This window comes from Streptomyces sp. RP5T (assembly GCF_003933965.1).
Lineage (GTDB): Bacteria > Actinomycetota > Actinomycetes > Streptomycetales > Streptomycetaceae > Streptomyces.
On record NZ_RSAJ01000192.1, the window covers coordinates 1 to 14,411 of the forward strand.

Annotated in this window: 10 protein-coding genes, 1 other RNA gene and 2 pseudogenes; 1 reads left to right on the forward strand and 12 read right to left on the reverse strand. The window is 69.7% G+C overall.

What is annotated here, in order from left to right; genetic code table 11:
* Positions 1-173: 173 nt before the first annotated feature.
* On the forward strand, positions 174-881 hold the full coding sequence (locus EHS43_RS20800; protein WP_125192276.1) for an SDR family NAD(P)-dependent oxidoreductase: 708 nt from the start codon (positions 174-176) through the stop codon (positions 879-881).
* 137 nt (positions 882-1,018) lie between these two features.
* Here the strand turns inward: EHS43_RS20800 and EHS43_RS20805 are convergent.
* From EHS43_RS20805 to EHS43_RS48980, 12 genes and pseudogenes are all read right to left on the reverse strand, one after another.
* A pseudogene (locus tag EHS43_RS20805) lies at positions 1,019-1,105 on the reverse strand (CoA-transferase); the annotation flags it as partial.
* A 154-nt stretch (positions 1,106-1,259) separates the two neighbouring features.
* Entirely contained in the window at positions 1,260-2,498 is a 1,239-nt protein-coding gene (locus EHS43_RS20810) for an ROK family transcriptional regulator (protein ID WP_125192277.1), read from the reverse strand.
* A gap of 9 nt (positions 2,499-2,507) precedes the next feature.
* Positions 2,508-5,144, reverse strand: a complete 2,637-nt coding sequence (locus tag EHS43_RS20815) for a beta-galactosidase (RefSeq protein ID WP_125192278.1) — start codon at positions 5,142-5,144, stop codon at positions 2,508-2,510.
* Positions 5,141-6,073 (reverse strand): carbohydrate ABC transporter permease, encoded by a 933-nt coding sequence (locus EHS43_RS20820; RefSeq protein ID WP_125192279.1) that lies wholly within the window; start codon positions 6,071-6,073, stop codon positions 5,141-5,143. Before EHS43_RS20820 ends, EHS43_RS20815 begins: the two co-directional genes overlap by 4 nt.
* On the reverse strand, positions 6,073-6,978 hold the full coding sequence (locus tag EHS43_RS20825) for a carbohydrate ABC transporter permease (RefSeq protein WP_125192280.1): 906 nt from the start codon (positions 6,976-6,978) through the stop codon (positions 6,073-6,075). The genes EHS43_RS20820 and EHS43_RS20825 overlap by 1 nt, the downstream gene beginning before the upstream one ends.
* Positions 6,979-6,984: 6 nt before the next feature.
* Entirely contained in the window at positions 6,985-8,271 is a 1,287-nt protein-coding gene (locus tag EHS43_RS20830; RefSeq protein ID WP_185806335.1) for an ABC transporter substrate-binding protein, read from the reverse strand.
* Between the two features lie 519 nt (positions 8,272-8,790).
* A complete protein-coding gene (locus tag EHS43_RS20835; protein WP_125192282.1) occupies positions 8,791-11,337 on the reverse strand; it encodes a DUF4132 domain-containing protein in 2,547 nt (848 codons plus the stop codon).
* 56 nt (positions 11,338-11,393) lie between these two features.
* Positions 11,394-11,797, reverse strand: an RNA gene (gene rnpB / locus EHS43_RS20840) — RNase P RNA component class A.
* 133 nt (positions 11,798-11,930) lie between these two features.
* A pseudogene (locus tag EHS43_RS48975) lies at positions 11,931-12,713 on the reverse strand (DMT family transporter); the annotation flags it as partial.
* A 19-nt stretch (positions 12,714-12,732) separates the two neighbouring features.
* Positions 12,733-13,560 (reverse strand): AraC family transcriptional regulator, encoded by an 828-nt coding sequence (locus tag EHS43_RS20850; RefSeq protein ID WP_125192283.1) that lies wholly within the window; start codon positions 13,558-13,560, stop codon positions 12,733-12,735.
* Between the two features lie 46 nt (positions 13,561-13,606).
* Positions 13,607-14,185: a Uma2 family endonuclease gene (locus EHS43_RS20855; RefSeq protein ID WP_185806336.1), complete on the reverse strand. Its 579-nt coding sequence runs from the start codon at positions 14,183-14,185 to the stop codon at positions 13,607-13,609.
* A 147-nt stretch (positions 14,186-14,332) separates the two neighbouring features.
* Positions 14,333-14,407, reverse strand: a complete 75-nt coding sequence (locus EHS43_RS48980; protein ID WP_369009050.1) for a hypothetical protein — start codon at positions 14,405-14,407, stop codon at positions 14,333-14,335.
* Between the last annotated feature and the right edge of the window lie 4 nt (positions 14,408-14,411).

Below are 14,411 nucleotides of genomic sequence, written 5' to 3' on the forward strand. Positions count from 1 at the left end.
GAAAGTCCCGTCGTTCGCCCGAAGGGCGGGCCTCGCGGCGTCAGGTGCGTGCTCTCGGCGTGCCGGGCGGAAGCCCTCGTACTGGATGTACTTGGGCTTTCGCCCGGTGCGGCGAGAGTGCGTGCATGGCGTCGCGAGGCAGGCGGGACTTTCGCAACACGCCCTAGGTCGTCGTGGTCACCGGCGCCGCCCGCGGCCAGGGCGCGGCGGAGGCCGAGGCGCTGACCCGCGAGGGCGCCCGGGTGATCGCCACCGACGTGACGGAGGAGGCCGGCTGCCGCCGCCTCGACGTCACCAGCGCCAAGGAGTGGGCGGACCTCGCCGCCGACCTGGGCGAGGCGTACGGGCAGGTGCACGGCCTGGTCAACAACGCGGGCGTCACCTGGCGCGCCCGGATCGACGACGTACGCCCCGAGGACATGGCCCGGGTCCACGCGGTCAACGTCACCGGCCCGCTGCTGGGCATCCAGCACCTGGCGCCGCTGATGCGCGCGGGGGCGTCGATCGTGAACGTCGGCTCCTCCGCCGCGCTCACCGCCCACTACCCCGTCGCGTACACCACCAGCAAGTGGGCGCTGCGCGGGCTGTCGGCCACCGCCGCCATGGAGCTGGGGCCGCGCGGCATCCGCGTGAACACGATCCACCCCGGCTTCATCGAGACCGAGATGACCGCGTCGGCCGCGCCCGCGTTCCGCGCGGCGAACCTCCTCGGGACACCGCTCGGCCGCACCGGAACCGTCGACGACATCACCCCGCTCATCACCTTCCTCCTCTCCGGGGACTCCGCGTTCATCACCGGCGCCGAGATCCCGGTCGACGGCGGCCTCACCGCACACGGCGGCGCGAAGCCGATCTCGGACGCGTTGCGGGCGGACGCTTGAGCCGGTGACGACGTACGGCGGGCCCTCACCCCATGTGAGTGCGCCGGGACGGTGAGCGTGGTGGCCCCCCTCGCCGAGCCAGGTGATGTCGTCGGCCTCCGTCCTGTCCGTGGCCGGGCAGGAGCTCGGCCGATGGCGCCCTGCGCGTAGAGGGCCTGGATGAGCACGCCGGGAATGCCGCTGAGGCCGAAGCCGCCGACGGCCAGTGACGCCCCGTCGGGGATGTCGGCGACCGCCTCCGCGGCGCTCGCGCGGACCTTGCTCGAAGGTCACCACGGTCCGACCACGGTCCTGACCGAACAAGTCGACCACCCCACGACCACGCCGCACAGGTTGAAGATCAAGCTGGCGCGATGCGCCTGAAGTCGGGAGAACCTCCTACGGCTCCGGGTCCGGCCGAGGCCGTGTACCCGCCGGGCTGCCCAGGCCCAGCCGGGTGAGGAACCGCTGCAGCGTGAAGGCCGCCATGCCGAGGGCCACGGCGTTGCCCGGGACCTGGGACGGCTCCACGGTGAGGCCCTGGAGGGAGCCCGGCATGACGTGGTCGGGGAGTTCGTCGCGCACGGCGGGGACGAGCCACCGGGCCAGGGCCGTGGAGGTCCAGCCGGTCAGGGTGACGCTGGGGATGTTGAGCAGGTTCACCAGGTCGCCGACGGCCGCCGCGAGGTAGCGCGAGGTGCGCAGTGCCAGTTCCGTCAGCGCAGGGTCGCCCGCGGCGAGACCGTCGGCGACCGCCTCGACGAAGTCGCGCTGCCGTGGCTGCCCGAGCGTGGGGTGCTCCGGGGCGATCTCGGCGAGCGTCATGCGCAGACCGGGTGCGCCGAGGTACGCCTCCACACAGCCGCGCCGCCCGCACCGGCACGGTCTGCCGTCCAGCCGGAGGAGTGTGTGGCCCCATTCCCCGGCGTTGTTGGTGGCGCCGCGCATCAACGCCCCGTCGATGGCGATGCCCGCCCCGACGCCGGTGCCGAGGTTGACGACGGCCATGCTGTCGACGACGCGCCCGACACCGAACCACATCTCCGACAGGACGACCGCCTTGAGCGGGTTGTCGACGTAGACGGGGACCGGGAGCACCTTCTCCAGCAGCTCCTCGATGCGCACGTCGTGCCAGTCCCAGTTCGGCGCGAAGACCGAGACGCCGGCGTCGGGATGGACGTGCCCCGGCATGCTGACCCCGACGCCGAGGATGCGCTTCTGCTCGACTCCCCCGTCCGCGACGGCCGCCCCGATCGCGCGGACGATTCCCTCGACGACGTACGAGGGGTCGTTCTCCTGCTCGTCGAGTGCGAGCTCGCCATGCCCGAGCACGCCGAGTTCGAGGTCGTACACCGTGGCGTCGACGTAGGTCTCGGCCACGTCGACGCCGACGATGCGGCCGCGCTCGGGGTCGATGGTGAGCCGCTCCTGCGGCCGTCCACCGGTGGTGTTCTCCACGGTGGCGACGCGCAGGACACCTTCGGAGAGGAACTCGGTGACGATGGTCGCCACGGTCGCCGGGCTGAGTCCGGTGTGCCGGGCGAGCTCCTGCCGGGTGGAAGGCCCGAGTTCGAACAAAGCGTGCAGAACCTCGAAACGGTTCTCGCTCCGGAGATCCCGGGCCGTGCGCCGCGCCACCGTGCTCCCTCAGTCGTCTGGATACTCCAGCCGCAGTGTGCGGAGCTCCGGATTGCCCGGTCCGGCGGTGCCCCGCACCAGCAGGGTGAGGCCGGACCAGCCTGGCGGGACCCATAGTATGTTCGAGTCCCCGCCGGAGAAGGCGGGCCGGCCGTCGGCCCAGATCCGGCCCAGGCACTCCCCCTCGGCCCATCCGGTCACGCGGATCTGCGTTCCGGCCGGGCGCACCGCGAAGCCCTTGTCGGACGGCGGCAGCTGCGACAGATCGACGTCGAGCCACGCCTCCTCGCCCGGTTCCAGGACCAGCGGCAGCCGGATGTCGCACCGCTCGGGGTCGGCGGGGTCAACGGGGTCGGCCTCGGCAGCGAACCTTGTCAGTACGTCATCGTTCTGGACGGCGCAGGTCCAGTCCGTCACCGGTTCCAGGCCGAGCAGTTCGGCGCGCAGGCCCCCGCCACTGGGGTGGTGCGGCAGCGTGACGGAGACCCGGTGGGTTCCGGCGGGGAGCAGGACCCAGGGATCCTCCCTGTGGACGGTGCGCGGTTCGCCGTCGTCCACGCTCACCCGCACCGGTTCGACCACCCCAGGCAGGTGCAGGGCCGACGCGGTGGCCGACCGGATGTCGCGGCGGTAGGTCACGGGGATGCCGACCCGGGTGCTGCTCCAGCCGCCGAGCCCGCGGACGGGCGCGGGCAGGCCCGCCCAGTGGCCGTGCACCGTCCACAGCGCCGACACGTCCGTCACGTCCCGGACCGTCCACAGCGAGCCGAGCCCGCGCAGTGCGCCGAGCCGGAGAGCCGGCAGCCGCGCGTCGTCGAAGTTCGCGTGCCCCCAGATCTCCACGACGGCCTCGACGCCGACCCGGCCGCCCGCTTCCCGGACGTCGATCCGCTGTGCCGCGCCGAAGCCGGCGATCGTGGGATGCACCCGGCCGCCGACCGACAGGTCGACGATGTCTGCGGCGCCGACGAGCAGGAGTTCGTCAACTCCCGTCAGATCGAGGGTGGTTCGGTAGGTCCCACGCCCCCGATACACACCGAGTGCCTCCAGCGCGGGCGGCAGCTCATGGGCACCGGCCGGCTCCTCGCGGGGCCCGGCCCCCCGCCGCCGGACGTCACGTACCTCGACGGGCGGCGCCGCACTCGGCAGGGGTGACGTATCGGCCAAGCGCACCGTTCCGTCACGCTCCGTCGCCCGCAGTCGTACGGCGTCCCCCGGCGCCAGCGCGACAAGGGTCAGCCCGTCGACCGTCACCCGCTCGGGAGCGCCGACCGCCGGAGCCGGGATCTCGACCCGGTTGCCGCCGAGGACGACGGTGACCGGCACTTCGGAGGAGAACGTCAGCACACCGTCCGCCGCGGCCACCAGATCCGCGGAGGCCAGGGTGAGCGTCCCGTCATGGCCCCAGGGCCGCAGCGGCACGTCCGTCAGCATCAGCGGGCACGAGTCCGCGGCGACGGCGACCGGTACGCCGTTCACGACCGCCGTGCCCGGCGCCGTGCCTGCCGGGCCTGCCGGGCCTGCCGGGCCGAGATGCGGTACGGCGATGAGCTGCCCGCCTCCGTCGAGGTCCCGAGCCGAAGGTGAGGAGCTGGTCGGGAAGTCGGCGGTGACCGGCACGCGGGGCACGGACGAGCCGGCGAGTGCCAGCCGCGAGCCCAGGGTGCCGATCGCGCGCGCGAGCAGCTGGGCCTGGGCGTACTCGGGGCGTTCGGCGCCGGTGGAGGAGACGTAGCCGCCGAAGTCGTAGCCGTGGCTCATGAAGTTGCCGGGGTCGCCCCAGTTCCCGGTGGACGGGGTGTAGCCGAAGTTCCAGCCGGATGACTGGAGATAGGGCGCGATCAGCGAGGCGCCGCTCGCCAGGAGCCGCCGCAGTGTGCGGTGACGGCGGTTGGTCTCGGTGATGAGCAGGGGCAGGTCACGGTCGGCCAACACCTGTGCGTACCGCCGGACTTCCGGCTCGATGTCCGGGGAGTCGTCGTCCGGATAGAAGTTGCACGCGGGGATGACTCCGGGGACGTCTCCGGTGGCTCCCTCGATGTCGCCCTGCCCGGAGCAGGCGATGAGGGGCACGGTGATGCCGTGACGTAGGGCCTGGTCGCGCAGGGCGGTCAGGTAACCGGCGCGGTCCTCGCAGTCGAAGAAGTCGAGCTCGTTCTCCAACTGCACCATGACGACGGGGCCGTTGGCCGGGTACTGGCGCTCGGCGAGCAACGGCAGCACCTGGTCGAACCATGCGGCGACCTCGGCGAGGAAGCGCGGCTCGTGCTGCCGTACACGGAGGTCGGGATCGAGACCCAGCCAGGCCGGCAGCGCGCCGCCGTCCCACTCGGAGCAGATGTACGGTCCGGGGCGGGCGATGACGTACAGCCCGGTCTCCTGCGCGAGGTCCAGGAAGGCGGCGACGTCGCGCCGGCCCTCGAAGGACCAGCGACCGGGCGCCAACTCGTGGAAGTTCCACGGAAGGTAGACGTCCACGCAGGTGTATCCCGAGTCCCGGACCTGTTCGAGCCGGGCGCGCCACTGCTCCCGCGGCAGGCGGAAGTAGAACAGGGAGGCGCACAGCACGACACGCTCGGTGCCCTCGATCCGGATGCCGCGCGCATCCAGGTCGACGCCGGTACCCGCGATGGTTGAGTGGCTCACTTGACTCCCGCGCTTCCGCCGCTGATGTCCATTTCGTACAGGTACCGCTGGCCCAGGTAATAGACGGCGATCATCGGCAGGGTGAGCAGGATCGAGCCGACCATCACCAGGTTCCACGGCGGCGGCTGGCCCGCCACGGCCGTCGTGGTGATGTACTGCACGCCCAGCGCCAGCGGCATCTTCGACTCGTCGTTGAGGTAGATCAACGGCCCCATGAAATCACCCCAGTTGTAGGTCAGGGTGAAGATGCCGATCGCGATCAGCACGGGCCACAGCATCGGGAGCATGATGCGCCGGTAGATGCCGAAGAACCCGAGACCGTCGACCATGGCGGCCTCGTCGAGCTCGCTGGGCAGGCGGGAGACGAACTGCCGTACCAGGAACACGTTGAAGGCGTTGGAGAAGAAGTTCGGCACGATCAGCGGCAAATAGGTGTTCACCCAGCCCAGGTCCTTGAACAGGATGAACTGCGGGATCATCGTGATCTGTGTCGGGATCATCATCGTCGCGATGACGACGAGGAACATGACGTTCTTGCCGGGAGCCCTAAGACGCGCGAACGCGTAGCCCACGAGTCCACTCGACACCATCTGGCCGATGACCGAACCGAGCGCGATGAGCAGGGAGTTGACGAGGAACCGGCCCATCGGCAGGTCGCCCTCGAAGACCTTGGTGAAGTTCCGCCACGCGAACTCGTGCGGGAAGATCGTGAACGCGTTGGTGGTCACGGTGTGGTCGGTCGACAAGGCGATCGACACGGCGAACACGAGCGGCACGGACAGCACCGCCGAAACGATGATCAGGGTCGCGTAGGTGAACGGGGTCGCCCTGAAGACGCCGAGAACGCGACTCGTACCGCCTTCGGGCTCCTCGTCCTGGCCGGCCTGTCCGCCCTGTTGGGGTGCGACGGTGGGTGCGAGCGTCGCCATCACTTCACCTCGGTCTCGTAGAACACCCAGCGGCGGGTGGTGCGGAAGGCCAGCAGGGTGAACACCAGGATCACGGCGAACAGCAGCCAGGAGATCGCCGAGGCGTAGCCCATGTGGTAGTAGGAGAAGGCCTGGTCGAAGAGGTAAGGCACCATCGTCTGGCTGGCGTTGTAGGTGCCGGGCTGGGAGGCCTTCGGCATCAGGATGTACACCTGCGAGAAGACCTGGAAGGCCCCGATGAGCCCCATCACCAGGTTGAAGAAGATGACCGGGGTCAGCTGCGGGACCGTGATGCTCCAGAACTGCCGTACCGGCCCCGCGCCGTCGATCTCGGCGGCCTCGTACAACTCGCGCGGGATGCCCTTCATGGCGGCGAGCAGCAGGACGGTGGCGCTGCCGGCGCCCCAGACCGACAGCAGGATGAGCGCGTACTTCACCCAGCTGGGGTCGAGCAGCCACTGGGGCCCCTTGATCCCGACCCACCCGAGGACGTCGTTGAGCGGGCCGGACGGGGCGAGCACGACCCGGAAGGCGAGCGAGGCCGCGACCAGGGGTACCAGCGTGGGCAGATAGATGAGCGTGCGGAACAACTTGCGGGCCCGGATCTGCTTGTTGAGCAGATTGGCCAGCCAGAGCCCTACGAGCAGTCCCAGCGGAACGGAGACCGCTGCGTAGAAGAGGGTGTTCCCGAGGGCCTTCCAGAAGATGGGATCGTCGGTCAGCAGCTTGGTGTAGTTGTCCAGACCGACCCACTTGGGCGGGGTGAAGGAGTCCCAGTCCGTCATCGAGAAGTAGATCGAGGAGATCATCGGTCCGAGCAGGAACGCGAGGAACCCGATCACCCACGGTGAGACGAAGACGTAGAACCAGAGCGCCTCACGGCGCCGCAACCTCGACATGGCCATGAGCGGTCATCCCGCGGACTTGATGACGGACTCGAGGTTCTTCTGGAGCGCGGTGAGCGCCTTCTTGGCGCTGCGCTCCTTGCCGAGCCAGAAGTCGGCCGTCGCGGTGTCGATGGCCGCGAGCATCTCGTTCCACTCGGGGATGAACGGCGCCTTGAAGAGGAACTCGCTGGACTCGGCGAACACACCCATGTTCACGTCCGACTTCATCCAGGCGGGCTTGAGGAACGCCTCGCTCTTCTGCACCTCCAGGTTGGCCGGCACGTCCTCGGCGGCGGCGATGATCTGCTGCTGCGGCGCGGGCGAGGTGAGGAAGTCGATCGCCTTGAAGGCGTTGGCCGGGTTCTTCGCGGTACGGGAGATGGCGAGACCGCTGCCGAAGGAGGCCACGGCCTGCTTCTTGCCGCGCCACATCGGCGCGATGTCCCACTCGAACTTGGACTCCGCCTGGCCGGCGATGGCCCAGAACCCGGTGGCGTTGACCGCGACCGTGCCGGCCGCGAAGGCCTGGTCGCCGCCGACGTCCGTGCCCATGTCGGCGTACTGCGCCTTCGTCGGCACCACGCCGTGCTTGAAGGTCAGGTCACCGACCCACTGGAGCGCCTCGACGACCTCGTCGCTGTCCGCGGTCGGCTTCCCGTTGGCGTCGATGATGGCGCCACCGTTCTGGTACGCCATGCTCCACCACTGCGGCCACCAGCCGGCGCCGCCGTAGCCCCAGGTCTTCCCCTTCTCCGTCAGCTCCTTGAAGGCGTCGAGGGTGTCGTCCCAAGTCCACTCGGCGGTAGGAGCCTTGATGCCCTTCTTCTCGAAGAGGGTCTTGTTGTAGTAGACGATCATCGCGCCGGACCGGTCCGGTATCGCGTAGAGCTTGTCCTCGTACGAGTAGAGCGACCCGATCGTCCCGAACCGCTGCGTCAGGTCCAGCCCCGCGCTCTTGGCGAGGTCGTCGAGTGGCCGCAGCTGGTTCTTGCTGGAGTAGACGTTGACGTTCTCGGCGACCTGCATGATGTCCGGGCCGTTGCCGCCCGCGATCATGGTCTGCACCTTCTGCGCGTACGACTCCGACGGGATCAGCTGGAGCTTGACCTTCAGCTCGGGGTACTTCTTGACGAGCAGGTTGATGCGCTTCTGGTACGTCGCCCGGTCGGTCTCCCCACCCCACACGGTCATCACCAGCGGGTCATCACTCGACCCGGTGCCGGAGCCGCACGCCGTGAGCGTGATGACCCCCGCCGCGACTCCGAGACCCAGAAAACCCCGACGCGAAAACTGCGCCCTGTCAAGCGTCATGGCACTGCCCTTCCTTGAAGCATGCACACGCCGTGGAGACGCCCGGGTGATCAGGTCGGGCTTCGAATGGCGGTTAAACTAACCGTCGTTTTAAGCCGGGGCAAGGGCTTGTTTCGTGCGAGTTTCAACAGGGTCCGGCGGGAGCGCTCGCGAATCCCCAGATAGGAGGGGTAGCGGTAGCCAAACATGACAATGGGCGCTGACCGGCCATCAGACCAGGTCAGGTCAGGTCACTGCGGTCTGCCTCGCGCCGTCACTCATTCGCATGACCTCCAGCCGGGTGAGCCGAGACGTCGAGGACCCGACGCCTCGACGAAGAGCCTCCCGGGGCAGTCGGCGGTAGTGCGCCGTCAGCACGCCGTTCGTCCGCCGTCCGGCTGCGCGCGAAGCGGCGGAGGCGCGTCCCGTATGGCCCAGGCGACCACGCGGACCGTCCGGCCCGACGACGTCGGCGCGAAACAAGGCCGTGAGCGCGAAGTCCGGGTCGGTCAGTACGCCCATCGGCACGAGCGGCGAGACTCATCGGGCGTCCCGCTTGATCTGGCGGAGGATGGTCTCGTCGGTGATCTTGGTGTCGGCAGCGAGCAGGAACGCCTTGCTGAGGATCAGGGAGAGCCGGTCGTCCTCGAACGGCAGGAACACCTTGCCGGTGCCCTTGCCGCGTGACGGGACGACGCACAGGTAGGCGTCGTCGGGCTCCATCTGGATGTTGGCCGAGCCCAGATGGATCCTGTACGTCGTCAGGTCCCCGCGGACCACCAGGAAGCGGCCGTCGAGCGAGCACCGGCCGGCGATCTTCAGGCGCGGCAGGATCCGTTCCAGCGCCGCGCGGCGGACCTCGGCGCTCGCCGTCAGCGCGCCGAACGTGGCCGTGCGCCAGTACACGGCGTGGCGGTCCTCGCCCCGGTCGGTCCAGTCGGGGTCGGCTGCGATGGAGGTCACGCCGACGAAGAGGTCCACGTCGCGCATCGCCTCGCTGAACACCAACGGGGGCACATCCGCCAGCGGCACCTCCCGCCACCGTCTGCCGTCCCGCCTCTCGAAGCGGACCTGGTCCGTCGCGGCGTGCTCGGGCGCGTAGCCGCCGCCGTCGTCGTCCGCTGCGGGCTCGTGGTGGAAGCAGGCCCGCCACTCGCCGTCGCCGAACTCGGCCCGCGCCGTCCCGTCGTAGCCACCGTCGTGCCGTCCGAGGAAGTTGGCCTGCCAGTCACGTTCCTTGAACAGCGCGTAGAGCTGCGGGTAGTGGACGATGTGCGCGGCGAACCGGTTGGAGTAGACGCTGGTCTCCTCCTCCGCCGGGGTGAGCAGGTAGATCTCCCGGAAGGCCTGTTTGAAGGGCTGCCGCAGGTGCTCGGCTACGAGCCGTTCCCGCCACGCCCTGACCTCGTCCGCCGACGCCCTGAGGGGATGCCACAGCCGGACGCGGGCGCCACTGCCATCGCGGGGGACGCGGCGCTCGGGCTCCCCGGGCGGCTCCGTCATCGGCGTCGGCGCCACCGCACGCCACTCGCCGTCGGCATCCCCGGCGTCGCGGAACTCCCAGATCAGGCCGCGGACGATTACCCCGGTGACCGGATGGTCGCGGTAGTAGCGGCACCATTCGTCGTACGGCCACTCGCGCCCGGCCGACATCAGCGCCTCCACGCGGGCCCGCTCGGCCGACAGGGTCCCCCGCACCTCCTTGGCCAGGGCCTTCAACTCCTGGAGCTCGTCCGGGAAGCCGTCCTTCACTGCCGCCGGAGCGGTGCGGGTGGTCCCCCCGTCGGGGCGTGTGAAGGTGAGCCGTACGGTCGCCGGGCTCTCGATCATCACCCGCACCCGGTATCCGCCCAACTCCCTTTCCAGCGAGCCGTCCGGCGCCAGGCCGTGGTCGGGCACGCTGCGCTCGATGAGCTGCCCGGCCGTGATGCCCTGCTTCCCTGCTGCCGTCACCAGAGCGGTGTCGAGCTGCTTGCGCAGAGCGCGGTGCTTGATCCGGGACCGCAACCGCCACAGGGTCTCCAGGGAGGCCGGATCGCCGGTCTCGGCCAGCGCGTTGATCGCCGCACCCGCGAGCTTGAGGTCCTCGATCACGCCGGTTCCCTGGCCACCGGTCCGCAGAGCGAGCGCACCGAGGTGTCGCACCGCGGCCGGGCCACCGGTCAGCGCGGCCGCCCAGACGACGCCGCGCGCCAGATCGCCGTCGTTCTGGTGGACGACGTAGTGGTAGTGGTGATCGCCGTGGATCCAGCCGGTGTGCGCACCGCTGTCCGTGCTGCACAGCCCCTCGTCCCCTGCGAGCGACCGCAGGACGTCGGCTACGAGGTCCCGCGCCGATGCCGCGTCCGCGAGTTCGAGGCACGCCTTCCGCCACCTCTGTGTGGGACGCGGCCCCGACAGGCTCACCAAGTGCCGTACGAAGTTCGCCAGTTCCGGTGTCGGCGCGGCCTTCGCCCGGTCCCTCAGCGGGGCGACCCAGGGAGCGTCGGCGGGGATGAGTCCCTCGGGGATGTGCGCCTCGTCCACGCTCGCGAGCAGCGCGCGGAGGCGCTGGACCAGCGACGCACGCAGGCGCGCTTCGACGGTGATGTCCATGAGCTGTGTGTGTGCGTGCCGCAGCCAGGGCGTGATTGCACGGCGGCCTTCGGCGTCGAGCCGGTCGGCGGCGTTCAGCGCCAGCTCAAGCGCATGGGCGAACCGGTAGCCCTTGGCGTACTCGGTGGCGCGGAGCAGCATCACGGCCACCTCGTCGGGCGTCCAGCCGCGCACCCGCGAGATCAGGGGCTCGATCTCGGCGTCGTACTGCCACGAGTTCCTGTCGTCGAAGCGGGCGGCCAGCATGAGGCACAGGACCGCGGCCCTGCCCTCCTCATCCGCGCAGCCCGCGAGCCGCCCGTCGATCTCGGCCTGGGTCGCCGCGCCCGCCACCCTGGATCGCCGGAACGCGTGCCCCATGAACCGACGGAACTCGGACCGCTGACGTTCCAGAAGGTCGACCAGCCAGCGGACGCGGTCGAGCGCGGCGGACCTTACGTCGTCGAGCGAGTCGTTCCGGCGGGATTCGGCCACCAAGGTGTCGTACAACATGCCGGGATGATGGCAGAGGGGACTGACAACACGATCAGCTCGAAGGAGCTTACGGGCAGACGAGTCGGGCTGTACGCCGGGTTCTGTGCCCCGGTCCCTCGCGGGAGTCGGGGCGACGGCCATCCATCTAGGGCCTACGTTGCCGTAGGCCTCGTGCGGTCTACCCGGGGACTCGGGCGGGCAGCCCTCGAACGTCCCCGCAGAAACACCAGGGTGTTTCCTTTTGACCTTGCTCCGGGTGGGGTTTACCTAGCTGCTCAGGTCGCCCTGGGCACTGGTGGTCTCTTACACCGCCGTTTCACCCTTACCCGGTGCCGAAGCGCCGGGCGGTTTGTTTTCTGTGGCACTTTCCCGCGGGTCACCCCGGGTGGCCGTTAGCCATCACCCTGCCCTGTGGAGCCCGGACGTTCCTCGGGGAGCCCTCCAAGAGGGGACTCCACGCGGCCGTCCGCCCGGCTCGTCTGCCGTGTGGACCATGGTACCGGGGACTCGGGGCAGGGCGGTGCCGCGGTGACCCTCACCGGGCCCGCCGTGGCCAGGACCGAGCCCGTCAGGATCAGCGCGAAGGCCACGCCGACGCCCACCGTCAGGGGCTCCGAAAGGAACAGCACCCCGGCCACGACCGCCACCGCCGGGTTGACGTACGTGATCACCGTCGCCCTCGTCGGGCCGATCTCCTTGATCAGTTCCAGGAAGGCGACGAACGCCACCGCCGTGCAGAGCACCCCCAGGCCCGCCAGAGCCACCAGCACCGAGGCCGAGGGCATGGCGGAGGGCCGGGTCAGCGCCGCCCCCGGCGCGTACACCAGGGCCGCCAGCGCCAGGCACGGTGCCGTGAGCTGGAGGGACGGGACGTCCTTCAGCCAGCGGGCCGCTATCAGCGGTGCCGTCGCGTACCCCACCACCGTCACCAGCACCTCCGCCAGCGACTTGGCGTCCCCGCCCGTCAGATGCGGGACCGTCAGGACGCCCACACCGGCCAGCCCCAGCCCCAGGCCCGTCACCCGCCGGACTCCCAGCCGTTCCGTGTCGCCGAAGAAGCGGGCCAGGAGGACGCCGACTATCGGTACGCCCGCTATCAGCAGGCCGGCCGTGGAGCTGGAGAGGTGTCGTTCCGCGTCCGTGAGCGTGTACCAGGGGCCCATGATCTCTATGACCGCGAAGGCCAGCATGGGCAGACAGTGCGCCCGAACGGTCCGCCGCAGGCCTCCCTGCCGCATCGCGAACGGGAGCAGCAGCAGCGCCCCCACCGCGCACCGTACGAACACCACGAACGGAGCCGACAGCGGAGCGTCCACCGCCACTTTGATCATCAGGTAGGGGATGCCCCACACCACGCCCATCAGGGAGAACAGGAACCAGCCGCGTGCAGTCATGCGGACATCGTCGGTGTCCTCAACGGCTCGCGTCTTGAACGCTGTTGCGGTACGCCGCCGGGGTCACCCCCAGTACGCGGCGGAACCAGCGCGTCAGGTGTGCCTGGTCCGCGAAGCCCACCGCTCCCGCGACCTCGGCCGGCTTGAGGCCCGACTCCAGCAGGCATCGCGCCCGGTTCACTCGGTACTGCGCCAGCCAGGCGTACGGCGGTATCCCCATCGCCGTACGGAAGGCACGGAGGAGTTGGTAGCGGGACATGCCCAGGTCGGTGGCGAGGTCCGCGAGGGAAGGGGGTGCCAGCAGCTCGTCGGCCAGGCGGTCGCGGACCACCCGAGCCACCGCGTCCGCGTCCGCGCCCGCGATCACGCAGTCCGCCGCGCGGGCCGTGGAGTGGCGGCAGGACAAAGCCGTCAGGAGCCACGGAAGGCGGGACTCCGTCTCCAACGGGTCGGGGCAGGCGCTGAGTTCGGCGTGCGCGAGACGGAGGGCGGCGGCGAGTTCGGGGTCGTCTATCAAGGGGTCGCGGAAGTGCGGCCGGCCTGTGGAGCCGTCCTGGAGCAGCGGCGCCTCCGCGTACAGAGCGCGGTACGCGTATCCGTCCGTCGCGGTTCCCGGGCCGCCCGTGTGCATCTCCCCCGGCGCCAGGACGACGATCGATCCCGGGCCCGTGCGGATGTGGCCACCCCGGTAGTCGATGATCTCCGAACCGCCCACGCACACACCGATCGTGTACTCGTCGTGGGCGTGCGGGGCGTAGACGTGCTTGTCGAAGCGGGCGGTCAGCAGGTCCAGGGGCGGCCCGCCACGCCCCAGCCGTGCCCTTGTCCACAGCGCCTGCTCCACCATGGCCAACCCCTGTCCGTCCGACTCAGGGTGTGCAACGCCGTCGTACTCAGAGAAAGTCCGCGGTCTCCAGGTCGAAGGCGAACGGGGCGGGCAGGGAGATCGGCTTGCCGAACGAACGGGTGCAGTGTTCCCGGTAGTCGTCCTTCTCCGGGTCGCTGAACAGAGTGACCGAGGACGCCTCCCGGTCGACGAGCAGGTAAAGAGGGACGCCGCCGCGGGCGTAGCAGCGCCTTTTGGCCTCGCGGTCCGCCTTGGGCTTCGTGGACGTCACCTCGATGACCATGGCAACGCTGTCGCAGGGCATCCAGGAGTCGGCACTCCCGAAAAGATCGAGCTCAAGAGGCGCGAGCGTGACGTCCGGGACCACGTGGTTCTTTGGACAGGCCTCGCCGCTTCTCAGTTTCAGGCCCTTGTTCCCGGAGAAATCCATCTCGATCCGCGCATGCTTGATCACTTGCCGCACGATCCGGCTGATGTACTTCTCGTGCTCCCCGTCCGGCGGCGGCGTCACAACGATCTCCCCCTCGATCAGTTCAGCCCGGAAACCCTCCGGGGTGTCGAGGGCCAGGAAGATCTCCAGCAGTCCCTCAGCCGGCGTGAGCGGCTCATGGGCCACGGCACTCATGTCACGCCCCTCCTTCTGTCGCTCGCCAGACTGGGACATCAGAAGATCACCTGCCCGAGAGATCGGGAATCGTTCCCTCGATCGTGGCACACGGCCATCAGCGACGTCAGTGGACAAGCCCACTGACCGAAGAACTGCGGCATGACCTCAGACAGGCGCGAACCGTATCTTCGGTGCCACCAGGTCCGCCTCCGTGAGCCGCACCCGCAACCGCTCCCCCAGCTCC